21 protein-coding genes and 2 pseudogenes are annotated in these 22,451 nt (G+C 59.0%); 7 read left to right on the top strand and 16 right to left on the bottom strand.

What is annotated here, in order from left to right; genetic code table 11:
* Window positions 1-438: 438 nt before the first annotated feature.
* The 3 genes and pseudogenes from CES87_RS34640 to CES87_RS27390 form a co-directional block, all read left to right on the top strand.
* Window positions 439-900, top strand: a pseudogene (locus CES87_RS34640) (class I tRNA ligase family protein); the annotation flags it as partial.
* Window positions 892-1,158 carry a hypothetical protein gene (locus tag CES87_RS34635; protein ID WP_371858272.1) on the top strand — a complete coding sequence of 89 codons (267 nt, stop codon included), beginning with the start codon at window positions 892-894 and terminating at the stop codon, window positions 1,156-1,158. The pseudogene CES87_RS34640 and the gene CES87_RS34635, both read left to right, overlap by 9 nt.
* A complete protein-coding gene (locus CES87_RS27390; protein WP_322784203.1) occupies window positions 1,080-2,693 on the top strand; it encodes a class I tRNA ligase family protein in 1,614 nt (537 codons plus the stop codon). Before CES87_RS34635 ends, CES87_RS27390 begins: the two co-directional genes overlap by 79 nt.
* A gap of 17 nt (window positions 2,694-2,710) precedes the next feature.
* On the opposite strand, the gene CES87_RS33740 is transcribed toward CES87_RS27390, so the two are convergent.
* On the bottom strand, window positions 2,711-2,938 hold the full coding sequence (locus CES87_RS33740) for a hypothetical protein (protein ID WP_256591113.1): 228 nt from the start codon (window positions 2,936-2,938) through the stop codon (window positions 2,711-2,713).
* A 169-nt stretch (window positions 2,939-3,107) separates the two neighbouring features.
* On the opposite strand from CES87_RS33740, the gene CES87_RS27380 reads away from it, so the two are divergent.
* Entirely contained in the window at window positions 3,108-3,656 is a 549-nt protein-coding gene (locus CES87_RS27380; protein ID WP_256591112.1) for a LysR substrate-binding domain-containing protein, read from the top strand.
* Window positions 3,657-3,846: 190 nt separating this feature from the next.
* Here the strand turns inward: CES87_RS27380 and CES87_RS27375 are convergent, their stop codons facing one another.
* Window positions 3,847-5,028 (bottom strand): acetyl-CoA C-acyltransferase family protein, encoded by a 1,182-nt coding sequence (locus CES87_RS27375; protein WP_128608561.1) that lies wholly within the window; start codon window positions 5,026-5,028, stop codon window positions 3,847-3,849.
* A complete protein-coding gene (locus tag CES87_RS27370) occupies window positions 5,025-5,807 on the bottom strand; it encodes an enoyl-CoA hydratase-related protein (protein WP_128608560.1) in 783 nt (260 codons plus the stop codon). The genes CES87_RS27375 and CES87_RS27370 overlap by 4 nt, the downstream gene beginning before the upstream one ends.
* Window positions 5,808-6,023: 216 nt before the next feature.
* Here CES87_RS27370 and CES87_RS27365 point away from each other — a divergent pair, with 216 nt between their 5' ends.
* From CES87_RS27365 to CES87_RS27355, 3 genes are read left to right on the top strand one after another with little or no spacing between them, the layout of a single operon-like run.
* Window positions 6,024-7,130: a polyamine ABC transporter substrate-binding protein gene (locus tag CES87_RS27365; RefSeq protein WP_128608559.1), complete on the top strand. Its 1,107-nt coding sequence runs from the start codon at window positions 6,024-6,026 to the stop codon at window positions 7,128-7,130.
* Between the two features lie 30 nt (window positions 7,131-7,160).
* Entirely contained in the window at window positions 7,161-8,579 is a 1,419-nt protein-coding gene (locus CES87_RS27360) for an aminotransferase (protein WP_128608558.1), read from the top strand.
* Window positions 8,576-9,484 (top strand): LuxR C-terminal-related transcriptional regulator, encoded by a 909-nt coding sequence (locus CES87_RS27355; protein ID WP_128608557.1) that lies wholly within the window; start codon window positions 8,576-8,578, stop codon window positions 9,482-9,484. The genes CES87_RS27360 and CES87_RS27355 overlap by 4 nt, the downstream gene beginning before the upstream one ends.
* Window positions 9,485-9,634: 150 nt before the next feature.
* Here the strand turns inward: CES87_RS27355 and CES87_RS27350 are convergent, their stop codons facing one another.
* From CES87_RS27350 to paaH, 13 genes and pseudogenes are all read right to left on the bottom strand, one after another.
* Window positions 9,635-9,958 (bottom strand): hypothetical protein, encoded by a 324-nt coding sequence (locus CES87_RS27350; protein WP_128608556.1) that lies wholly within the window; start codon window positions 9,956-9,958, stop codon window positions 9,635-9,637.
* A 506-nt stretch (window positions 9,959-10,464) separates the two neighbouring features.
* Complete coding sequence (locus CES87_RS27345) at window positions 10,465-10,773, bottom strand: addiction module antidote protein (protein WP_128608555.1); 309 nt, start codon at window positions 10,771-10,773, stop codon at window positions 10,465-10,467.
* Window positions 10,721-11,068: a type II toxin-antitoxin system RelE/ParE family toxin gene (locus CES87_RS27340; RefSeq protein WP_128608554.1), complete on the bottom strand. Its 348-nt coding sequence runs from the start codon at window positions 11,066-11,068 to the stop codon at window positions 10,721-10,723. The genes CES87_RS27345 and CES87_RS27340 overlap by 53 nt, the downstream gene beginning before the upstream one ends.
* 379 nt (window positions 11,069-11,447) lie before the next feature.
* A pseudogene (paaZ, locus tag CES87_RS27330) lies at window positions 11,448-13,501 on the bottom strand (phenylacetic acid degradation bifunctional protein PaaZ).
* A 158-nt stretch (window positions 13,502-13,659) separates the two neighbouring features.
* Window positions 13,660-14,736: a 1,2-phenylacetyl-CoA epoxidase subunit PaaE gene (gene paaE, locus CES87_RS27325; protein WP_128608552.1), complete on the bottom strand. Its 1,077-nt coding sequence runs from the start codon at window positions 14,734-14,736 to the stop codon at window positions 13,660-13,662.
* Window positions 14,737-14,767: 31 nt separating this feature from the next.
* Complete coding sequence (gene paaD, locus CES87_RS27320; protein ID WP_128608551.1) at window positions 14,768-15,301, bottom strand: 1,2-phenylacetyl-CoA epoxidase subunit PaaD; 534 nt, start codon at window positions 15,299-15,301, stop codon at window positions 14,768-14,770.
* The gene (gene paaC, locus CES87_RS27315; RefSeq protein ID WP_128608550.1) at window positions 15,288-16,049 is read right to left on the bottom strand and encodes a 1,2-phenylacetyl-CoA epoxidase subunit PaaC; all 762 of its coding nucleotides are present in this window, start codon (window positions 16,047-16,049) and stop codon (window positions 15,288-15,290) included. The genes paaD and paaC overlap by 14 nt, the downstream gene beginning before the upstream one ends.
* A gap of 8 nt (window positions 16,050-16,057) precedes the next feature.
* On the bottom strand, window positions 16,058-16,339 hold the full coding sequence (gene paaB / locus CES87_RS27310; protein ID WP_020795551.1) for a 1,2-phenylacetyl-CoA epoxidase subunit PaaB: 282 nt from the start codon (window positions 16,337-16,339) through the stop codon (window positions 16,058-16,060).
* 43 nt (window positions 16,340-16,382) lie between these two features.
* Window positions 16,383-17,372: a 1,2-phenylacetyl-CoA epoxidase subunit PaaA gene (gene paaA / locus CES87_RS27305; RefSeq protein ID WP_128608549.1), complete on the bottom strand. Its 990-nt coding sequence runs from the start codon at window positions 17,370-17,372 to the stop codon at window positions 16,383-16,385.
* A gap of 489 nt (window positions 17,373-17,861) precedes the next feature.
* Window positions 17,862-19,187, bottom strand: coding sequence for a phenylacetate--CoA ligase PaaK (paaK, locus tag CES87_RS27295; RefSeq protein WP_128608547.1), 1,326 nt, complete (start codon window positions 19,185-19,187; stop codon window positions 17,862-17,864).
* 99 nt (window positions 19,188-19,286) lie between these two features.
* Window positions 19,287-20,498 carry a 3-oxoadipyl-CoA thiolase gene (gene pcaF / locus CES87_RS27290; RefSeq protein ID WP_128608546.1) on the bottom strand — a complete coding sequence of 404 codons (1,212 nt, stop codon included), beginning with the start codon at window positions 20,496-20,498 and terminating at the stop codon, window positions 19,287-19,289.
* Window positions 20,491-20,940: a hydroxyphenylacetyl-CoA thioesterase PaaI gene (gene paaI / locus CES87_RS27285; RefSeq protein ID WP_128608545.1), complete on the bottom strand. Its 450-nt coding sequence runs from the start codon at window positions 20,938-20,940 to the stop codon at window positions 20,491-20,493. The genes pcaF and paaI overlap by 8 nt, the downstream gene beginning before the upstream one ends.
* On the bottom strand, window positions 20,933-22,450 hold the full coding sequence (gene paaH / locus CES87_RS27280) for a 3-hydroxyacyl-CoA dehydrogenase PaaH (RefSeq protein ID WP_128608544.1): 1,518 nt from the start codon (window positions 22,448-22,450) through the stop codon (window positions 20,933-20,935). Before paaH ends, paaI begins: the two co-directional genes overlap by 8 nt.
* Window position 22,451 lies beyond the last annotated feature (1 nt).

The following is a 22,451-nucleotide window of genomic DNA, read 5'->3' as shown; positions in this document are numbered from 1 at the left end:
ATTGCAGGATCTGCGATTTGCTTCGAGCCTAAAAGTTGAGCGGAATCAGGGGGTTCCGGTGCTAGAAAGGAGGTGCTGTAAAAGATTGCCTGGTCATTTTGGAAATAGTTGACAACGTTTTTTGTGGAAGTAAGTATGTGTTGCACACAAGAAAACGTCCATCCCCGCAAATAGGTCAGGAATCCACTTCCTGCTATTTTTTAGGGTCATAGGCAAATAAGATCTATTGGAAGAGTGCGTAATGACGGCTATGGATAAGGATCAATTCAGAACGAAGTGGCAGAATAAATGGGCTGAAAGTAATGTTTATGCGGCGGATAATTTTAATGCCAAGCCCTCGTATTATGTGCTCGATATGTTTCCGTATCCGTCGGGTAACGGCCTGCATGTAGGGCATGCGGTCGGTTACATCGGAACCGATATTATCGCCAGAAAAAAAGAATGGATGGTTTCAATGTCCTGCATCCTATGGGGTGGGACGCCTTTGGTCTGCCTGCGGAACAATATGCAATAAAAACCGGTGTTCATCCGGCAGAGATAACAAAGGTAAATTGCGAGAATTTCAAACGCCAACTCATGCTGATGGGGTTAAGTTACGATTGGGATCGAGAAATAGACACCTCTGATAAAAAATACTTCAAGTGGACTCAGTTTCTATTCCTGAAATTGTATGAGCAGGGACTCGTCTTCGAAAAAGAAGAAAATGTCTGGTGGTGTGAGGAGCTTAAAACAGTACTAGCGAATGAAGAGGTCATCAATGGCCGGTCTGAACGTGGTGATCATATCTGTATAAAAAAACCACTGAGGCAATGGGTCGTCAAAATTACTCAATACGCAGATAAATTGCTGGATGGCCTTGATAAATTGGACTGGCCGGACTCGGTCAAAAAAATGCAACGCGAATGGATTGGCCGCACTGAAGGCGTTGACATCGATTTCAAGGTGCTAGATAAATCCAACACGATATTGACCGTATTTACTGGCGAACCGGAAGCACTTTACGGCGTTAATGCGATTTTTCTTTCTGACGACAATCTGTATGTAAAAAATCTGTTACGGAACTCCGGCAGCTATGTTCAATCCAGCATTTCGTTGATGCTGGATCCAAAAAACGGTGTAGATGGTTTTTTCTTGAACAGTTTGCCCTCCATCCGTTAACTGGAGAGGAAGTTCCAATCTATGTTGTGAATTACCTGGCGATTGATGGAAAAGAAGACGCCATCATGTCAGTTCCCGCCGACGATCAGAAAGCCTTGGAACTTTGCCAGCGCCTGGATATCAAGCACGTCTCCATTTTCGATCAGCACCAGAACCTTAAAAATTCCGGTTCAATTAACGGTATGTCCAGAGCAGAAGCGCGTGTGCAGGTTACTGATGAACTTGTACTAAACCGTGCCGCTGTCAAAAACGTGCGTTACAAAATGCGCGACTGGCTGTTTTCCAGACAAAGGTATTGGGGGGAGCCCTTCCCTCTGTATCGCGATACAGATGGCCAAGTGGTCAAAGCCGCGTATAGCGAACTCCCTATAGAATTGCCGCACGTGAAAAACTTCTCTCCGGGCCTGGATGGGACAAGTCCTCTGCAGCGCGCTCAGGAGTGGGTGAATTGCGAAGATGCATCGGGCAATCCTCTTTTTCGCATCACCGATACCATGCCTGGATGGGCAGGATCATGCTGGTACTACCTCCGATTTATGGATCCCCATAATCAGGCGGAACCCTTTTCAAGGCAAAGTAACGAGTACTGGAACCAGGTTGATCTTTACGTAGGTGGCGCTGCGCATGCAACGATGCACCTTCTTTACGCAAGATTCTGGCACAAGGTGTTGTTTGATGTCGGCTTGGTGAGTTGCGACGAACCTTTCAAAAAACTCTACAACCAAGGGCTGGTAACCGCAGATGCGTTCAAGGATGCATCCGGCAGGATAGTCGCTGTCGACGAAGCAGAGCTTCGAGATGGGGGGTACTGGTTAAAGAATACGAATGACAAGTTGCAGGTGTTCAATACCAAGATGTCGAAATCACTTTTGAATGTCGTTGTGCCAGATACACTCATCAAGGAGTATGGCGTCGATACGTTCAGGATTTACATGATGTTCATGGGGCCCCTTGGTCAAAACAAAAAGTGGGATATCAAGGGCATCAAAGGTTGCGCGAGGTTTTTAAATAGAGTCTCAAGTCTTATAGGTGATGCCGCTGGCAGGTCTGGACTTCAAGAAAAGCCTGATGTTGTATCAAATGAAAGAATAGAAATGCTCTGGGGTAAGACGCTCTCCAAGATTGATTCATCTTTTGTTTCGTTGAATTTCAATACTGCCATTGCTGCGTTCATGGAGTTCATCAACGAAGCCGAAAAAAATAAAGTGTATTTTTTTGAGCGAGTAGCCAAAGATTTCATAAAAGCACTGTTTCCCTTTGCGCCTCATGTGTGCTCGGAAATGTGGGAGCGTCTCGGGCACTCGGATATTGACTTTTCAGCGTGGCCGAAAGCGCGTGTAGGAGCGGTGAGCGCCACAAAAATATACATTAATGGTAAGTATGTAAATGATTTGCTAGACAGTACCGGAGAGAAACTGTCCGATATCGCAAAAGCCCGAAACAAGGTTGTTGATGCTTTGAAAGGTCGGGTTATTATCAAAGTCATTTATGCGCCGAATAAAGTTGTAAACTTTTTGTGTGGCGTCGCCGTGTGAATCCCGGTAGGTCATGGTCACTGGATGGGTGCAGCACTCACAAACCGCTTAACCCAGTTGTGCTGTAACAGCCCATCGGGACGTACTTCCCAGACCGCTGTGCCGAGCATTTCGAAGGGCGTAAGGCAGGCGCGTCCGCCCACGAATCCCTTGTTCTTGCCGCAAAGCTTCCAGCGCGAAGCCACGCGGGTGCCTTCGGTGTTTTGAAAGGTTTCGATGGCGGCTAACTGGAAGTGGGAAGGCACCGATCCATTCGATGAATTGCTCGCGGCCTTTGATTTCGACGCCGCCTGTGGTGATGACGAAGTCTTCGGCGACGAACCTTGCTGCGGCTAGCGGGTCGCGTGCCTGCCAGCCCTCGCGCCAGAAGCTTTCGACGATTTCTACGGCCTTGTTAGTCCCACGCAATTGCCCATGCTCCTGTCGCGTTTCAGCAAGTTGTATCCCGACCTGGAACTGGAGCTGACCACCGGCCTGAGTCATGACCTGTTGGCCGATCATGAAGCCGGGCTTCTGGATGTGGTGATTGCCAAGCGCAAGATCAGTGGCGCCGCGCAGCGGGGGCGGGTTATCTGGCGTGAGCCGTTGGTGTGGATGGCGGCGAAGGACTTTGAAATCGAAGCGGCGCGACCGCTACGCCTAGTGTTGATGCGACCGCCCTGCGCTTACCGCGCGATCTTGGTCGAGGCGCTGGCTTCGGTTCAGCGCGAATGGACGTCGGCGTGCCTGGCCAGCAATCTTGGCGGGGTTCAGGCCGCGGTTGCTGCGGGGCTTGGGGTGACGGCCCTTGGCACCTCGTTCCTGCAGGAAGGCATGCGGATTATCGAACCGTCGGAAAAGCTGCCGACACTGCCGTCCACAGAAGTTGCGGTGATTGGCGATGAGCCGCGTACCCAGCATCTGGTGCAACCTCTGGTGGCGTTGCTGACCGAAGGTTTGATGTCGGGGGCAGGGCTCACATGACAAGGGGGCACTTGGACAAGCCTGTAGGAGCAAAGCTTGCTCGCGATGGACGTCAACGATAACGCGTGCTGTCTGAATGAACGCGTTGTCCAGAGTTTTTCGCGAGCAAGCATCGCTCCTACAGGCGTTTCCAATCAGCAGCCGTCACCTAAATAACGGATATACACCCTATGCAACAGGGCAGGACCTATCAAGTCCGCTCAAAAATCGCAGCGATCCCCTGACCACCACCAATGCACATGGTCACCAGCGCATAACGGCCGTTAGTGCGATGCAGTTCGTGAATGGCCTTGGTAGCAATGATCGCGCCGGTCGCGCCCACCGGGTGACCCAGTGCAATACCCGAACCGTTCGGGTTCACCTTGGCCGGATCAAGGTCCAGCTCCTGGCTCACCGCACAAGCCTGCGCCGCGAACGCGACGTTGGCTTCGATCACGTCCATGTCAGCGACGGTCAGGCCGGCACGCTTGAGAGCGATGCGCGTGGCAGGGACAGGACCCAGGCCCATCAGCTCCGGTTCGAGGCCGGCGTGGGCGTAGCTGACCAGGCGAGCGAGCGGGCGCAAGTTGTTGCCCTGAACCGCAGCACCAGTCGCCATGACCAAGGCAGCCGCACCGTCGTTAAGACCAGAGGCGTTGCCGGCGGTGACCGTGCCGTCTTTCTTGAACGCCGCTTTCATTTGCGCCAGCTGTTCCAGCGAAGTGGCGCGAGGGTGTTCATCGACGCTGAACAGTTTGGTGCCTTTGCGATCCTGGATTTCGACCGTGGCGATTTGCTCGCTGAAATAGCCATTGGCAATCGCATGGGCCGCGCGTTTCTGGTCTTCGAACGCCAGGGCGTCCTGCATTTCGCGGGTGATGCCGTTGCGCTCGGCGACGTTCTCGGCGGTGATGCCCATGTGAAAGTTCTGGAACGGGTCATGCAGGATGCCAAGCATGTAGTCGACGGCCTGGACATTGCCCATGCGCGCGCCCCAGCGAGCCGATGGCAGCAGGTACGGGCCACGACTCATGGATTCGGCACCGGCGCCGATCGCGATTTCGGCATCGCCCAGCAGCAGCGTCTGCGCCGCGCTGATGATCGCTTGCAGGCCAGAACCGCACAGGCGGTTGACGTTGTAGGCCGGGGTTTCTTTCGGGATGCCGGCGTTCATCGCGGCAACACGGGAGATGTAGGCATCGCGGCATTCGGTCGGGATCACGCTGCCCATCACCAAATGGCCGACGAGCGCCGGGTCCACGGCGGCACGATCCAGAGCGGCTTTGACGGCTGTGGTCGCCAGGTCGGCCAAGGGCACGTCCTTGAGCGAACCGCCGAAGGAACCGATTGCGGTACGGGCGGCGCTGACTACGTAGATTTCCGGGGTGTTCATGGCTGGTTTCCTTTCGGTGGATTCTTTTCTGTACTGCGATTGAGCAGGGCGTTCAAGGCTGTTTTCGCCTCGGTGCTGTTCAGGCGTTCGATAAACAGCGAGTTTTCTTCGCGCAGGGTGGCTTGCAGTTCGGCCATGCCGGCCTGCTTCATCAGCTGCCGGGATTGGCGCAAGGATTCCTGGGGCAACGCCAGCAAGCGCTGGGCAATCTTGTGCGCTGCATCCAGGCATTGCTCCCCGTCGTCGAATGCTTCGTTGGCCAGTCCCCACGCCACCGCCTCGCCGCCATTCAAGCCTTCGCCCAGCAACAGCAGACGCGCAGCGCGGGCCTGACCGAGCAGGCGCGGCAATAGCAGGCTGGCGCCGAACTCGGGGCACAGGCCCAGGTTAACGAAAGGCATGCGCAACTTGGCGTTGCGGGTGACCAGCACCTGATCGCAATGCAACAGCAAGGTGGTGCCGATGCCGATGGCCGCACCGCACACCGCGGCAATCAGCGGTTTTTGAAGATGGGTCACGGCGCGCATCAGGCGAAAAGCAGGGCTGTCCAGATGAGTGGGCGGCTGCTCCAGAAAGTCCACCAGGTCGTTGCCGCTGGTGAAGCAATTCGGGCCACCGGTCAGGATCACTACGCTGATCGCATCGTCCTCGTCGACCGCGAACAGCAGGTCGGCCAGCCGCGTGTACATGGCGTTGGTCAGCGCATTGAGCTTGTCGGGACGATCAATGGTCAGCGTCAGCACGCCATCGCGTTGTTCTTGTTTGATCAGGTCGGTCATGCAAGGCGCCTGCGAGTCGGTTTGGCGGCCACTTTAAGCGGCAGGTAAACCCCGGATCTATGACAAAACGGGTCAACCAGCCTGATGCTTTTTGCCATGTGGCGGCTCAAACCGGCGTACACACCCATTCGGGGTATGGTGCCGTCTGGTGAATCGCCCAATAGTAGGTGCATCCGCTCATCCAGAGCCGAACTCGCTTGATAAGGTGCATTTGCTATGGGCAAGACACTGCTTAAGGTGATTTCCAGTCTGTTTGTTGTCCCGCTGACCATGAACGCTCACGCCGCCGACGTAGACGACAGCAACACGCTGCGGCTCTACAACTGGGCGGATTACATCGGGGAAAAAACCCTCGCGAATTTCGAGAAAGACACCGGCATCAAGGTGATCTACGACACCTTCGATGCCTATGAAACGGTGCAGGCGAAGTTGCTGACCGGTCACTCCGGTTATGACCTGATTGTATTGAACGCCTCCCTCGCACCACCCCTGATCCAGGCCAAGGTGTTCCAGCCGTTGGACAAAAAGTTGCTACCGGGCTGGAGCAATCTTGACCCGAAAGTCCTGCACGACTTGCAGGGGTTTGACCCGGGTACGACGTACTCCGCGCCCTATACCTGGGGCAGCAACGGGGTCACCTATAACGTCGACAAGATCAAGGCACGCATGCCGGACGCGCCGATCGGTTCGCTGGCGATGATTTTCGATCCGAAGATCGTCTCCAGGTTTGCCGACTGCGGCGTGACCCTGCTCGATGCGCCCACCGAAGTCATTCCCATGGCCCTGAAGTACCTCGGTCGCGACCCGAGAAGTGCAGCGCCGGCGGACCTCAAGGCCGCCCAGGAATTGCTGTTGTCGGTTCGGCCTTACATCCGCAAATTCGATTCGGTCAATTACCTGACCAGCCTGCCCAATGGCGATGTGTGCATGGCCATGACCTGGTCCGGCGACTACGCGACCGCCATGGCCCGCGCCGAAGAAGCCAAGCTGAAGATCAACCTTGCCTACTTCATTCCTAAGGAGGGGTCGTTGATCTGGTTCGACAACATGTACATCCCGGCCGACGCGCCGCATGTGGCTAACGCGCACAAGTTTCTTGAATACCTGATGCAGCCGCAGGTGATGGCCGATGTGAGCGATTACATCAATTACGCCAACAGCAACGCGGCAGCCACGCCTTTGCTCAATGCCAGCGTGCGAAATAACCCGGCGATTTATCCCGATGAAGACATTCGTCAACGGCTGTTCCCGCAGAAAACCCAGGACGCCAAAGACATGCGCGCCATGACGCGGGTCTGGAGCACGGTGAAGAGCGGGATTTGATCGTTCAATTATTCAGTTTGAGGTTTTTGTATGGCTACCCCAATTCAAAAAACGTTTACGGCGGCTGAAGAGGCTGCACTGGTCAAGGCCGACAAGGCTCACCACATGCACGGTTACCACATGTTCGACGAGCACGCCGAACAGGGCTCTCTGAACATCGTCGCAGGCGAAGGCACCTACATCTATGATACCCGGGGCAATCGTTTCCTCGATGCCGTGGGCGGTATGTGGTGCACCAATATCGGCCTGGGCCGCGAGGAAATGGCCTTGGCAATCGCCGATCAGGTGCGGCAACTGGCCTATTCAAACCCGTTTTGCGACATGTCGAACAACGTGGCCATCCAGTTGTGTGAAAAGCTCGCCAGCCTGGCACCTGGCGACCTCGACCACGTGTTCCTGACCACCGGCGGTTCCACCGCCGTGGACACCGCATACCGCCTGATCCAGTTCTATCAGAACTGCCGCGGCCTGCCTGAAAAGAAGCACGTCATCGCCCGTTTCAACGCGTATCACGGCTCCACCACGCTGACCATGTCGATCGGCAACAAGGCGGCCGACCGGGTGCCGGAGTTCGATTACGCCAACCCGCTGATCCACCACGTGTCCAATCCCAACCCGTACCGCGCACCGGACGGTATGGATGAGGCGCAGTTCCTCGAATTCCTGGTCAAGGAGTTCGAAGACAAGATCCTGTCGATTGGCGTGGATAAGGTCGCAGGCTTTTTCGCCGAGCCGGTGATGGGTTCTGGCGGGGTGATCATTCCTCCCAAGGGTTACCTCAAGCGCATGTGGGAAGTCTGCCAGCGCTACGACATTCTGTTCGTCGCCGACGAAGTGGTCACATCCTTCGGGCGCCTGGGCAAGTTCTTCGCTTCAAAAGATGTGTTCGACGTGCAGCCCGACATCATCACCACCGCTAAAGGCCTGACTTCGGCTTATCTGCCGCTGGGCGCGTGCATCTTTTCGGACCGCATCTGGAAAGTCATCGCCGAACCGGGCCAGGGCCGCTGTTTTACTCACGGCTTCACCTACAGCGGCCATCCGGTGTGCTGCACGGCGGCGCTGAAGAACATTGAAATCATCGAGCGGGAAAATCTGCTGGCCCATGTTGATGATGTGGGCGGCTATCTGGAACAGCGTCTGGGCACGCTGCGGGAATTGCCGCTGGTGGGCGATGTGCGCTGTCTGAAACTGATGGCCTGCGTGGAATTCGTCGCCGACAAACGCACCAAAGCGTTGTTCGCCGACGAGATCAACATCGGCGAGAAAATCCACGTGCGCGCACAGGCCAGGGGATTACTGGTGCGGCCGATCATGCACCTCAACGTGATGTCGCCACCGCTGATTCTTACTTATGCACAGGTCGACGAGATCGTCGACATCCTGCGCGAATGCATCCTGGAAGTGGCGGCCGAGCTTGAAGCGAGCGGCCAGTACTTCGGCCAATGACTTCATCCGTCAGGCTTTTACCAAGGGGATGCTCAACCGCTAGACTGCGGGGCATGAGCACACCAAACGACGAAACGCTGATCGCGATGCCCTTCGGGGCATTGCATAAATGGCATGGGGGAATGCGCGAGGCATTCGCCCATATCGACGAGCCTGACGCCCTGCAATATTTGGCGTCAGCCTTGGGGCAGCTGGTGTCCATCGAGTCGGTGATGATCAGCCTTGAGCGCAAGGACCGGGCGCCACAGTTGCTGCATCAGCGCGGTATTGCGGAGGAGTATCAGGTCTCGATTCTGGAACGCTATTTTTCCGGTGGCTATCTGCTCGACCCGTTCTGCCTGGCGGTGGAGCAGGGCTTGGCGCAAGGGTTCTATCACCTGGAAGAAATTGCGCCGGACAACTTCTTCGACAGCGACTATTACAAGGCTTATTACCTGAATGCGGGTTGTTCGGAAGACAGCTACTACATCGTCGATACGGGCAATGACACGAAGATTTCCGTCAGCCTCTATCAAGGCTTCGGCGGTGAATGCCTGCGGGTCGACCAACTGAATCTGCTGCGCGCCGTCGAGCCGCTGGTGCGCGAATTCGTCAGCGAATTCAGCCGGCGGGGCATGCTGCGCAATAGCGAGATCCAGTGCAGTAGCGATCAAGGCCTGCGCGATGATCTCAAGCAGCGGGTGCAGTTCGCCTTCGAACATTTCGGCAGCGACCTGCTCACCGAACGCGAACGGGAAGTGGCGCACATGGTGCTCCGGGGGCACTCGGTGAAATCCACGGCCAGCCAGATGAACATCTCGCCGGAGACCGTGCGCATGCACCGCAAGAATCTGTATCTGAAACTGGAGGTGGGTTCGCAGTCGGAATTGTTTGCGCTGTTTATCGAGTGGTTGCGCGGGCACTGAAAAATCTGAGCGTGTACGCATCCCCCGTAGGAGCGAGGCTTGCCCGCGAAGAGTCCAGCAAATTTAGCACTGATGGCGACTGACACTCCGCCTTCGCGGGCAAGCCTCGCTCCTACGGGATTGGTTGCGATCACGGAATTTGTGTGGGGCTTATTTGCGAAGTTGCGCCCGCAACCGTCGCCCGACCACATCCAGCACATCACAGCCATCGCGCAACGGGATGGCGCAGAGCAGGGCAAAGTCGCTGAGGATGAAGGATTCGCACTCGATCGAACCGCGCATGGACAGGTTTTCCAGTACCTGGGTGACGGCGCGGATTTGGTAGTTGGCGGCGTCCATCAGGATGTCGAGCGGTGCGTGGGTGTCGACGAAGAGGGTGGGCATTTCGGTGCAGTTGCTGGTCAATGCCATGAAGCGGTTGTCGGGGGACGCGGTTGGTTTTTCGTAGGGTGGATCGGGGTGAATGGTATTCATGGTTTTGAGCTCTCAAAAGTAATTGGAGCTGCCAAAAGCCTTTCCTACGGGCTAGGGTGGCAGCCATGTACGGGGTAGGAAATCGAGATCTGAGAGCACCTCTCGACCACGCCGAAGCGTGCCCGTACATGGCCACCGCGGCTGATCTTACGGACGCATTTGAACGGCCGCAAACCAGGCAATGACGCCATAGCGCTTTCAGATTCTGGAGGTTCCTACACCCCATCACTGAACTTCAGTGACCGCCAAAGACTATCGATGGAACGCCTTTGAAACCAGTTCACGCGGATCGCCGCAATTCGAAGGAAATGTCCGAAGACCTTGCCCAGAAATGTCCTAGGACCTGTGCAATTGATATCCGCAAAACATCGCGGTGGAGGGTAGGTAAGGCACATCGGGCATTGCCGACGATTAGGAAAAACAGAAATGTCCTACACCATTTGACGCTTGGATCACCCACAACCCCTATCGGAGTGAGCCTGCCCGCGATGGCGGTGTTGATTCACTCAAGAGTTCGAGTGATTGATGACATGGCCTGGCTGCGCATATAGATCAATACCCAGCGCATGAATCACTTTCAAAACAGTATTGAAACGTGGTTTTGCGCCTGGAGCGAAGGCCTTGTACAGGCTTTCGCGACCCATTCCGGAATCCTTGGCTACCTGTGTCATGCCGCGAGCCTTTACTACGTACCCGACGGCGCGAAGAAATTCCTCATTGTCACCATCCGCCAGCACCTGGGACAGGTATTCGCTGATGGCCTCATCGCTGTCGAGCAGCGTTGCCATATCGAAAGTCGTCAACGACTGGATCATGGTTAAACCTCCTTTGCCAATTTTTTGCACGTTTGATATCGGCGTTCTGTGATGATTTGTCGCCACCGGCCAGCAAGACAATGACGACAGTCTTGCGCATGGTGAAGTAAATCCGGTATCCGGCACCCACATCCACGCGCATTTCGGAAACTCCATCACCTACTGGCTTGATATCACCCAAATTCCCCGCACTAGCACGTTCAATGCGACGAGCGATGGCAACTCTTGCCCGCAAATCACGGATTGAGGTGTGCCATGCGGAGAAGATCGCTGTTTGCTGGACAAGATAATTCATTGCGCGACTGTATCCAAATGGATACGGGTGAGCAGTCAGACATTTCTTTGATTGCCGATGGTTTTTTCTGCGAAATGCGTGGGTTGGGTGGTTTGGCGAGGATCTACGGTAGGAGTGAGCCTGCTCGCGATGGCGGTAGCACATCCAACACTTCCACTGAATGTAATGGCCCTATCGCGAGCAGGCTCACTCCTACAGGGATGGGCGGTTGAACACAGCAATTGCGACCACCCAAAAAACTGTAGGAGCAAAGCTTGCTCGCGATAGCAGGGTGTCAGCCAACGATGATGTCGACTGGCACTCCGCGATCGCGAGCAAGCTTTGCTCCTACAGGTGGTTGTTGGTTGACCACAGGACTGTGGTCAACTAGATGGCCTGATCAGTCTTCGCGTTTGACTACCAAGGTCAAAATGTCATAACTGGCCACCAGCTCACCCAACTGGTTGGTGACTTCCACATCCCACGCCACCACACCTTGCGGAATCCCTTGGGGCTCTTTTTGCCCTGGTCGATCTTGCGTTTGCAGGTCAGGCGCGCCTGGATGGTGTCGCCGATGCCCACCGGGTTGATGAAGCGCAGAGTGTCCAGACCGTAGTTGGCCAACACCGGGCCTGGGGCTGGCGATACGAACAGACCCGCCGCAGCCGACAGCACGAAGTAACCGTGGGCAATACGCTTGCCGAATTGCGATTCCTTGGCCGCGATGTCATCGAAGTGCATGTAGAAATGGTCGCCGGACAGGCAGCCGAAGTTCACCAGGTCGGCTTCGGTGACGGTGCGACGGTGGGTCAGCAGCGACTCGCCGATCTGCAGGTCCTGGAAGAAGCGACGGAACGGATGCACCTCGGTTTCGATGACCTTGGCGCCGCGCACGTATTCGCCGGTGACCGCTGCCAGCATGGTCGGCGAACCTTGTACCGCCGCACGTTGCAGGTAGTGCTTCACCGCACGCAGACCGCCAAGTTCTTCACCGCCGCCGGCACGACCAGGGCCGCCGTGCTTGAGTTGTGGCAGCGGCGAGCCGTGGCCGGTGGATTCGCCGGCGCAGTTGCGATCCAGCACCAGCAGACGACCGTGCAATGCAGCGGCCACCGGAATCGCTTTGGCGGCGATTTGCGGATCTTTGGTCACCAGACTGGCAACCAGGCTGCCCTTGCCGCGTGCAGCCAGGGCCAGCGCTTCGTCCAGATCGTCGTACGCCATCAAGGTGCTGACCGGACCGAACGCTTCGATGTCGTGAGCGCCACCTTCGGCGTGCGGGTCGCGGGCCTGCAACAGGGTCGGGGCGAAGAACGCACCCTGGCTGACATTCTCGCCACGCGGCTCGAAACCGTCACGGGCGCCGAACAGCAGGTCGCTGCTCTGCAACAGGGCTTCCAGACGCTCGGTCACGTCTTTTTGCTGATCGTGGGACGCCAGCGCACCCATGCGCACGCCTTCCACCGACGGGTCGCCGACCACCACTTTGGCCAGGCGATCACGCAGGCGCGTGGCTACCGCATCGATGTGTTTGGCCGGGACGATGGCGCGGCGGATGGCGGTGCATTTCTGCCCGGCCTTGGTGGTCATTTCCCGGGCGACTTCCTTGATGAACAGCTCGAACTCTTCATCGTCCGGGGTCACGTCCGGGGCGAGGATCGCGCAGTTCAGCGAGTCGGCTTCGGCGGTGAACGGCACCGAGTTGCGAATCAGGTTCGGGTTGACCCGCAGCTTGGCCGCGGTGTTGGCGGAACCGGTGAAGGTCACTACGTCCTGGCCTTGCAGGCGATCGAGCAGGTCACCGGTGCCGCCGATGATCAGTTGCAGACTGCCCGCTGGCAGCAGGCCGGATTCGTCCATCAGGCGCACCACAGCTTCGGTCAGGTAGCTGGTGGCGCTGGCCGGTTTGACGATGCATGGCATGCCCGCCAAAAAGCTCGGCGCGAATTTTTCCAGCATGCCCCAGATCGGGAAGTTGAAGGCGTTGATGTGCACCGCCACGCCGCCGCGCGGCACCAGGATGTGGGTGCCGGCGAAGGTGCCCATTTTGCTCAGTTGCAGCGCCGGGCCTTCGTGGACGACGTTGCCCGATGGCAGCTCCCGCGAGCCGAGGCTGGCGTAGGTGAACAGCGTGCTGTTGCCGCCTTCGATGTCGATCCAGCTGTCGGCACGGGTCGCGCCGCTGTGATGAGAAATTGTGTAGAGCTGTTCCTTGCGCTCGCTCAGGTACATGGCCAGGGCTTTCAAGCGCTGGGCGCGTTGCTGGAAGTCCAGCGCCATCAGGCCGCTGACGCCTTGGCGGCGACCGTGTTCGATGGCTTCGGCGAAGTCCGGGCGCTCCTCATGGGTGCGCGCGATTTCATGGCCATCGATGGCGCTGCGCAGGATTTGTGCGCCTTGCTGGCCGATCCAGCGGCCGGCGATGAAACTTTGCAGGGTAGGGGCGTGGGACATGTTGGCTCCTGGAATCAAAATAATGAGGTTGTCGCAGGACAACCTGTAGGAGCGAGCCTGCTCGCGATGAAGGCCGGAACACCGCGGGGTGTCAGGTGTCCAGCGTTATCGTTGACGACCATCGCGAGCGTGCTCGCTCCTACAGGGAAAGCGGTGTTTCAGAGCTGATCGAAATCCAGCACAACCTTGTCGCTGATCGGGAAGGCCTGGCACGACAGCACGTAGCCGGCGGCCACTTCGTAGTCTTCCAGGGCGTGGTTGCTGTCCATTTCCACTTCGCCTTCGATGACTTTGCATTTGCACGTCGAGCACACGCCGGCCTTGCACGAGTAGGGCAGTTCGGCGCCCTGGGCGTTGCCGGCGTCGAGGATGCTCTGGCTGTTGCGCGGCAGGTCGAAGGCCAGGGCACGACCGTCGCTGATGACGGTGATCTGGCTGACGGCGGCATCCACCTGGCGGGCAGCCTCGCGGGCCTCGCGCTTTTGCTGGCTGCCAGCGGCGGCGAACAGTTCGAAGTGAATGCGATCCGACGCCATGCCCTTGGCCTTGAGGCTGTCGCGCACGGTCTCGGTCATTTCCTGCGGACCGCAGATGAAGGCGGCGTCGAGGGCTTTCACATCGAGCCAGCGGCTGAACAGCTGTTCGCATTTCTCGGCGTTGATCCGACCGTTGTACAGATCGACATCCTGCTGCTCGCGGCTGAACACGAAGATCAGGTTCAGGCGTTGCAGGTAGCGGTTTTTCAGATCTTCCAGCTGCTCGCGAAACAGCGCGCCGGAGCTGGAACGGTTGCCGTACAGCAGGGTGACGCGGCTGTGCGGCTCGGTTTCCAGGGTGGTCTTGATGATCGACAGAATCGGTGTGATGCCGCTGCCGGCTGCGACGGCCAGATAGTTGCCATGGCGAGTCGGGTCGAGCTCAACGCTGAAATGCCCGGCGGGCGGCATGACTTCCAGGCGGTGCCCAGCCTTGAGCTGTTCGTTGGCGAACGCAGAAAAACGCCCGCCCGCCACGCGCTTGACCGCGATGCGCAGTTCACCGTCGTTGACCCCGGTGCAGATCGAATAGGAGCGACGTACTTCTTCGCCATCCAGTTGCGTGCGCATCACCAGATGCTGGCCCTGGGTGAAGTGAAAACTGTCTTGCAGATCCTGCGGAATCTCGAAGGCGATGGACACCGCGTCACGGGTCTCGGTGCGCACGTCCTTGATGGTCAGGCTGTGAAATTTGCTCATTTTTGTTCTCCAGCTGGACGGCCGACGCCGCTCAGATGCACTTGAAATAGTCGAACGGTTCCCGGCAATCGACGCAGCGATACAGCGCCTTGCACGCGGTGGAGCCGAACTCGCTGAGCACCTCGGTGTGGGCGCTGCCGCATTGCGGGCAGACGATCACTGGGCTTTCACCGAGCAGGCTACGTTTGCTGGTGCTGCCCTCGGGCGGCGCGATGCCGTAGGCGCGCAGACGTTCGCGGCCGCTGTCAGTGATCCAGTCGGTGGTCCAGGCCGGGGTCAACTTGCGCTCCAGGCGTGGGGCGCTGAAGCCGGCGTGTTCCAGGGCGGCACGGATATCGCCCTCGATCACTTCGGTGGCGGGGCAGCCGGAGTAAGTCGGCGTCACCACCACATGCAAGTGGCCGGCCTGCCAGTCGAGATCACGGACGATGCCCAGATCGACGACGCTGACCACCGGCACTTCCGGGTCCATGACCTCGGCCAGGATCGCCCACGCGGCGGCAAGGTCCGACGGTTGTGCCGGCCGGGCGCCGACGTCGCTGGCGATCAGCTCACCAGGTTGCATCGGGGTACGCTCGTGGCAGGAACTGCATTTCGGCCAGCAGAATTCCCAAGTGTTCGGTGTGCAGGCCTTTGCGTGCATTCAGGTAGAAATAGCTCGGCGCGGCGGGCACGGGCAGGGTGGCGCTGGCGAAAATTTGGTTGACCTTGGCTTGCCAGGCGGCGGCGACTTGCGCGGTGTCCGGGGTAATGCCAGCGGCGCACAGGCGCTGTTCGCTGTCGTCGGCGCTAGTCAGTTCGACGGTGAAGCGCCAGACCTCGGGGATCGCCGCGAGCATGCGCTTGTGGCTTTCCTCGGTGCCGTCGCCCAGACGCTCGACCCACTCGCCGGAGCGGCGCAGGTGATAGGTGACTTCTTTCACCGCTTTGGCGGCGATTCCGGCGATGCGCTCATTGCTGGACTGGCTCAGGCCGCTGAGAACTTGCAGGTGCCAGGCGTCATACAGGAACTGCTTGAGGATGGTCACCGCGTAGTCGCCGTTGGGTTGTTCCACCAGCAGCAGATTGCGATAGGCGCGCTCATCGCGGCGGAACGCCAGGGCATCGGCATCGCGGCCGTCGTCCAGCAGTTCGGCGGCGTATTCCAGCCAGTTGCGCGCCTGTCCGACGAGGTCGAGGCCGACGTTCATCAGTGCCAGCTCTTCTTCCAGTGCCGGGGCCTTGCCGCACCATTGGCACAGGCGCTGGCCCTGGATCAGGGCGCTGTCGCCCAGGCGCAGCAGGTATTCGATCAGATCAGTCTTGTTGTCCATGGTCGACCTCACATGTGCCCGACTTCGGCGGGCAGCTCGTAGAAGCTGGCGTGGCGGTAAACCTTGTCGTCCGACGGATCGAACAGCGGGTCTTTTTCATCCGGCGACGAGGCGGTGATCAGCTTTGATGGCACGACCCACAGGCTCACGCCTTCGCTGCGACGGGTATAGAGCTCGCGTGCGTTCTCGATGGCCATGGTGGTGTCGGCGGCATGCACGCTGCCGACGTGCTTGTGGTTGAGGCCGTGCTTGCTGCGCACGAAGACTTCAAAAAGGGTCCACTCGGACATGACATTCACTCCACAGCTCCTACACAGGGTTTGTTGGGCCGGATCAGGCGGCGTTCTTGTTTTGTTTTTTGCGGGCGTGGGCGACGGCGGCTTCACGGACCCAGGCACCGTCTTCAATCGCCTTGCGGCGGGTGGCAACGCGTTCCTGGTTGCACGGGCCGTTGCCCTTGAGCACTTCGTAGAATTCGCTCCACTGGATCTCGCCGAAGTCGTAATGGCCGCTTTCGGCGTTCCACTTCAGGTCCGGATCGGGGCAGGTGCAGCCCAGCAGCTCAAGCTGCGGGATGGTCTGGTCGATGAAGCGCTGGCGCAGTTCGTCGTTGCTCTGGCGCTTGATCTTCCAGGCCATGGATTGCGCGCTGTTCGGCGAGTGTTCGTCGCTCGGGCCGAACATCATCAGCGACGGCCACCACAGGCGGTTGATCGCGTCCTGGACCATGTCTTTTTGCGCCTGATTACCGTGGCGCATCATGGTCAAAAGGATTTCGTAGCCCTGGCGCTGGTGGAAGCTTTCTTCCTTGCAGATGCGCACCATCGCCCGCGAGTACGGGCCGTAGGAAGTGCGCTGCAGCACCACCTGATTGACGATTGCCGCACCATCTACCAGCCAGCCCACCGCGCCCATGTCGGCCCAGTTCAGGGTCGGGTAATTGAAGATGCTCGAATACTTGGCCTTGCCGCTGTGCAGCTTGGCGATCTCTTCATCGCGGTCGGCGCCCAGGGTTTCCATGGCGCTGTACAGGTACAGGCCGTGGCCGGCTTCGTCCTGGATCTTGGCCATCAATTGCAGTTTGCGTTTGAGCGATGGCGCGCGGGTGACCCAGTTGCCTTCGGGCAGCATGCCGACGATTTCGGAGTGGGCGTGCTGGGAAATCTGCCGGATCAGGGTTTGCCGGTAGGCATCTGGCATCCAGTTCTTGGCTTCGATCTTGATTTCTGAATCGATTTTTTCCTGGAAGGCGCGTTCCTGTTCGGACATTTCCGACAGGTCTTTTATGCGCTTTACGCCTGTTTCTACGAGCTGTGCGTACATTTCGGGTCTCCGGCCTTGAAGCTATTCGAGGGCATGGAGAACTTTATAAGCGATACAGAAATTATTATCAAACATAAAATGACGTGTCGTATTTGTTTTTTGTATCGCTTCGGGGTTTGCGGCGGGCACGTTCCCCTGTAGGAGCGAGCCCTGCTCGCGAAAAATCCCCGGACAATGCGTTCATTCAGGCACCCCGCGTCATCATTGACGTCCATCGCGAGCAGGGCTCGCTCCTACAGGGGAGACACCGTTTCCTGTGGGAGCTGGCTTGCCAGCGATGGCGTCCTGAAAGCCGACCTGATATTCGCAGGTGCACCCAATCCACTGTAGGAGCGAGCCTGCTCGCGATTAACCTGAGATCGCTGCGGGGTATCAGGCATCCAGCGTCATCGTTGACGACCATCGCGAGCAGGCTCGCTCCTACAGGGTACGGTCTGCGCAAAACCCAAAAAAAACCCCGCATCAGCGGGGCTCAAAGGGGTGCAGCAGTCATGCTTTCGGACGTTTATCCACCACGTGGCAAGCCTTGCCCTCGGACCGCTTGATCGAATGGAAAGGCTGCAAAACGATCCGCGAACTGATCCCGATATACGTCTTGATGTGTTTGCTCAACTCGCCACAAACAGCCTTCTGCTGTTCATCGCTCAGGTGCTGATGCTCAGCCCTCAACTCCACATGCACATCAACGCTGTCCAGGTTGCCATTGCGATACAGATGAATCTCATAGCACTCGGCAAGTTGTTTGACTTTCAGCACTTGCTCCTCGATCTGCGTCGGGAACACGTTGACCCCGCGAATGATCAGCATGTCATCGCTGCGTCCGGTGATTTTGTCGATGCGCCGCATCGGCCGTGCGGTGCCCGGTAGCAGGCGCGTCAGGTCACGGGTGCGGTAGCGGATCATCGGCAGGGCTTCTTTGCTCAGGGAGGTGAACACCAGTTCGCCCATCTGCCCGTCCGGCAGCACTTCGCCCGTGACCGGGTCGATGATTTCCGGGTAGAAGTGGTCTTCCCAGATGGTCGGACCGTCCTTGGTTTCGGCGCATTCCATGGCGACGCCCGGGCCCATGATTTCCGAGAGGCCGTAGATGTCGAGGGCAGTGATGCCCATGCGCGCCTCGATGGCGCTGCGCAGTTCGGCGGTCCACGGTTCGGCGCCGAAGATACCCAGGCGCAGGGCCAGTTTGTGCGGGTCGATGCCTTGGCGCTCGATTTCATCGGCGATGTTGAGCATGTAGGACGGCGTGACCATGATGATGTCCGGCTGGAAATCCTTGATCAGTTGCACTTGCTTTTCGGTCTGGCCGCCGGACATCGGGATCACCGTGCAACCCAGGCGTTCGGCGCCGTAATGCGCGCCCAGACCGCCGGTGAACAGGCCGTAGCCATAGGAAATATGCACCTTGTCGCCACGACGGCCGCCAGCGGCGCGGATCGAACGGGCCACGACGTTGGCCCAGGTATCGATGTCGTTCTGGGTGTAGCCGACGACGGTCGGTTTGCCGGTGGTGCCGCTGGAGGCATGCAGGCGCACTACGTCGTGCATCGGTACGGCAAACATGCCGTAGGGGTAGTTGTCACGCAGGTCGGACTTGGTGGTGAACGGGAATTTCGCCAGGTCGTCGAGGGACTTGATGTCGTCCGGGTGCACGCCCAGCGCATCGAAACGCTGACGGTACAACGGCACGTTCTGGTAAGCGTGTTTGAGGCTCCAGCGCAGGCGTTCCAGCTGGTGCTGACGGAGCTCGTCGACGCTGGCGGTCTCCAGCGGGTCCAGCACGGGATCAAGCACGGATTGGGCAATTGGCATGTTCATGACTTCACTCGAATTGTTTTTGTGTTCCAGCCCTTTTGCGCAAGGGCTTTGAGTGCATGACCCAAGGATACCTCTCGGCTCCTCGGGAATCGCGGTTCTTTAACGGGATAGACGCTCGATGATCAGCGCGATCCCCTGGCCAACGCCGATGCACATGGTGCACAGGGCGTAGCGGCCATTGCGTTCCTCAAGCTCATGCAGGGCGGTGGTCACCAGTCGTGCGCCGCTCATGCCCAGCGGATGGCCCAGGGCAATGGCGCCGCCGTTGGGGTTGACCCGTGGATCGGTGTCGCTCAAGCCCAGTTCACGCAACACCGCCAGGCCTTGTGCGGCAAAGGCTTCGTTGAGTTCGATCACGTCCATGTCCGCCAGGCTCAGGTTGGCCAGTTCCAGCACCTTGCGGGTGGCCGGCACCGGGCCGATGCCCATGATTCGCGGCTCGACGCCGGCAGTGGCCATCGCCACGACGCGGCCACGGGCGGTCAGGCCATGACGTTTCGCGACGTCCGGGCTGGCGAGCAACAGCGCGCAGGCACCGTCGTTGACGCCGGAAGCGTTGCCGGCGGTGATGCTGCCGCCTTCGCGGAACGGCGTGCCCAGTTTGGCAAGCTGCTCAAGAGTAGTGTCGCCGCGCGGGTGTTCATCGTGCTCAACGACCTTGGCCGGGCCTTTGCGCTGCGGGATTTGCACTGCGACGATTTCCTTGGCCAGGCGTCCGTTGGCCTGGGCGGCCGCAGCGCGTTGCTGACTGCGCAGGGCGAAGGCGTCCTGATCGGCGCGGGAAATGTTGAACTGTTCAGCGACGTTCTCCGCAGTTTCCGGCATGGAATCGATGCCGAAGGCTTTTTTCATCAGCGGATTGACGAAGCGCCAGCCGATGGTGGTATCAAAAATCTCGGCCTGACGGGAAAACGCCTGCTCGGCCTTGCCCATCACCAGTGGCGCGCGGGACATCGATTCCACGCCGCCGACCAGCATCAGCCCGGCCTCGCCGCTGCGAATCGCCCGCGCTGCCGTGCCCACCGCATCCAGCCCGGAACCGCACAGGCGATTGAGCGTGGTCCCCGGCACGCTCACCGGTAATCCGGCCAACAGCGCCGACATGCGCGCAACGTTGCGGTTGTCTTCGCCGGCCTGGTTGGCACAGCCGTAGATCACATCGTCAACGCTGCTCCAGTCCACGTTCGGGTGACGGCGCAGCAGTTCACGCAGCGGCACCGCGCCGAGGTCGTCGGCGCGCACGCCGCTCAATACTCCGGCGTAGCGGCCGATCGGGGTGCGGACCGCGTCGATAATCAGGGCGTCATTCATTCGGGGTCTCCTGCGTCAGCACCGGGCCGCGCACTTTGTAGGATTTGCCGTGGAACAGGGCGATCAACTGGCCCTGCTGGTTTTCAATGCGTACGTCGTAGTTGCCGGTGCGGCCGGAGCGGCTTTGCTCGATGCAGTCGGCATTCAGCGTGTCGCCCAGGCGCGCCGGGGCGATGTAGTCGATGCTGCAACCGATGGCCACGGTGGCTTCGTTGTAACTGTTGCAGGCAAAGGCGAACGCCGAGTCGGCGAGGGCGAACAGGTAACCGCCGTGGCAGGTGCCGTGGCCCTGCAGCATGTCGGCGCGCACGGTCATGCCGACGCGGGCACAGCCTGGGCCGGCAGACAGCAGGCGCATGCCCATCGCCTGGCTGGCAGTGTCGCGCTGGAACAACGCTTGCGCGCAGTCGCTGGCCAGGTTCATCGCTTCGTGATTAGTCATGGAAAGTTCTCCCTTCGGCCACGCGGCGACGCAACAGCAGCGATGGCCGGTAGCGTTCTTCGCCGTAAGCGGCTTGCAGGTTGCCCAGTACATTGAGGATGTGTGGCAGGCCAACGGCATCGGCCCAGGCCAGCGGGCCTTGTGGGTAATTGACCCCGGCGCGCATCGCCAGATCGATGTCGGCGGCCGAGGCCACGCCTTGCAGCAGAGCGTCCGCCGCTTCGTTGGCAAGCATCGCCACGGTACGCAGTACGGCGAGCGCCGGGCTGTCGCTGAGCAGGCTGACCTTGAGTCCAACCCTTTGCAGCAGGGCGATACCTTGGTCGAGGGCCAGTGGATCAATGCCTGCCGCGTAGCTGATGGCAATGCGTTGGGCCTTGCCGTAATCGAACGCCAGATCCAGCAGAATCAGGTTGCGCAGTCCATCTTCCCGAGCCCGCTGACAGGCCATGCGTCCGTCGCTCAAAGCCAGCACCGCGTCGCCGACCCGCAGCAAACCGCGTCCATCACGCTCAAGGACTTCGACGCCTTGCTCGTGCAGGCGCCCAAGCAGGCCTTGGGCGATGCCCAAATCACCTTCGGCAACGCAAACATCTACATTCGCCGTACTGCTGGTTTCAGCCGCTTGCGGACGCTCGGCACCTTGGGCGTAAGAATAGAAACCCTGTCCGCTTTTGCGCCCCAGACGCCCACCGTCCACCAGTTCTTTCTGAATCAGCGACGGCTGGAAACGAGTGTCCTGGTAGTAAGCGTCGAACACCGAGCAGGTCACGGCATAGTTGACGTCATGGCCGATCAGGTCGGTCAGCTCGAAGGCGCCCATGGCAAAACCGCCGGCATCGCGCATCAGCGCATCCAGGGTCGGGCAATCGGCGGCGCCTTCTTGCAACAGGCGCAGGCTCTCGGCGTAGAACGGCCGGGCCACGCGGTTGACGATAAAACCGGGGGTGGAGCGGGTGTGCACCGGTTTTTTGCCCCAGGCCTTGGCGGTGTCGTACAGGCATTCAGCCAATGCCGGATCGCTGGCCAGACCCGAGACGATTTCCACCAGCGCCATGACCGGCGCCGGGTTGAAGAAGTGCAGGCCGAGCAGGCGTTGTGGACGATCCAGCTGCGCGGCGATGCTGGTAATCGACAGCGACGAGGTGTTGCTCGCCAGAATGCACTGCGCGCCGCAGATCCCTTCCAGCTGGCGGAACAGCGCGCGTTTGACTTCGAGGTTCTCGACGATGGCTTCGATGATCAGTTCGCAGTCGGCCAGGGCTTCGATGGCTTCCACGGCTTGCAGGCGTGCAATCGTTGCGCTGCGCGCCTCGGCGGACAGTTTGCCGTTCTCGACCCGTTTGCCCAGTTGCCGGTCAATGCCCTCGATGGCCTGGGCAGCAGCGCCGGGGCGATTGTCCAGCAGCAACACCGGATGCCCGGCCTGTGCTGCGACCTGGGCAATGCCAGCGCCCATGGCGCCGGCGCCAATCACGGCAATGCGCGCAGAAATATTCAGTGCGGTCATG

Source organism: Pseudomonas sp. ERMR1:02 (genome assembly GCF_002277815.1).
Lineage (GTDB): Bacteria > Pseudomonadota > Gammaproteobacteria > Pseudomonadales > Pseudomonadaceae > Aquipseudomonas.
Note: the sequence above shows the minus strand (reverse complement) of the source record. Positions and strands in the feature narration are given on the sequence as shown.

Excerpts from the sequence above, each read along its gene's own strand:
- CES87_RS34635 (WP_371858272.1), top strand. The coding sequence starts at position 892 with ATGCAACGCGAATGGATTGGCCGCACTGAAGGCGTTGACATCGATTTC.
- CES87_RS27380 (WP_256591112.1), top strand. The coding sequence starts at position 3,108 with ATGCTCCTGTCGCGTTTCAGCAAGTTGTATCCCGACCTGGAACTGGAG.
- CES87_RS27375 (WP_128608561.1), bottom strand. The coding sequence starts at position 5,028 with ATGAACACCCCGGAAATCTACGTAGTCAGCGCCGCCCGTACCGCAATC.
- CES87_RS27370 (WP_128608560.1), bottom strand. The coding sequence starts at position 5,807 with ATGACCGACCTGATCAAACAAGAACAACGCGATGGCGTGCTGACGCTG.
- CES87_RS27365 (WP_128608559.1), top strand. The coding sequence starts at position 6,024 with ATGGGCAAGACACTGCTTAAGGTGATTTCCAGTCTGTTTGTTGTCCCG.
- CES87_RS27360 (WP_128608558.1), top strand. The coding sequence starts at position 7,161 with ATGGCTACCCCAATTCAAAAAACGTTTACGGCGGCTGAAGAGGCTGCA.
- CES87_RS27355 (WP_128608557.1), top strand. The coding sequence starts at position 8,576 with ATGACTTCATCCGTCAGGCTTTTACCAAGGGGATGCTCAACCGCTAGA.
- CES87_RS27350 (WP_128608556.1), bottom strand. The coding sequence starts at position 9,958 with ATGAATACCATTCACCCCGATCCACCCTACGAAAAACCAACCGCGTCC.
- CES87_RS27345 (WP_128608555.1), bottom strand. The coding sequence starts at position 10,773 with ATGATCCAGTCGTTGACGACTTTCGATATGGCAACGCTGCTCGACAGC.
- CES87_RS27340 (WP_128608554.1), bottom strand. The coding sequence starts at position 11,068 with ATGAATTATCTTGTCCAGCAAACAGCGATCTTCTCCGCATGGCACACC.
- paaE (WP_128608552.1), bottom strand. The coding sequence starts at position 14,736 with ATGAGCAAATTTCACAGCCTGACCATCAAGGACGTGCGCACCGAGACC.
- paaD (WP_128608551.1), bottom strand. The coding sequence starts at position 15,301 with ATGCAACCTGGTGAGCTGATCGCCAGCGACGTCGGCGCCCGGCCGGCA.
- paaC (WP_128608550.1), bottom strand. The coding sequence starts at position 16,049 with ATGGACAACAAGACTGATCTGATCGAATACCTGCTGCGCCTGGGCGAC.
- paaB (WP_020795551.1), bottom strand. The coding sequence starts at position 16,339 with ATGTCCGAGTGGACCCTTTTTGAAGTCTTCGTGCGCAGCAAGCACGGC.
- paaA (WP_128608549.1), bottom strand. The coding sequence starts at position 17,372 with ATGTACGCACAGCTCGTAGAAACAGGCGTAAAGCGCATAAAAGACCTG.
- paaK (WP_128608547.1), bottom strand. The coding sequence starts at position 19,187 with ATGAACATGCCAATTGCCCAATCCGTGCTTGATCCCGTGCTGGACCCG.
- pcaF (WP_128608546.1), bottom strand. The coding sequence starts at position 20,498 with ATGAATGACGCCCTGATTATCGACGCGGTCCGCACCCCGATCGGCCGC.
- paaI (WP_128608545.1), bottom strand. The coding sequence starts at position 20,940 with ATGACTAATCACGAAGCGATGAACCTGGCCAGCGACTGCGCGCAAGCG.
- paaH (WP_128608544.1), bottom strand. The coding sequence starts at position 22,450 with ATGACCGCACTGAATATTTCTGCGCGCATTGCCGTGATTGGCGCCGGC.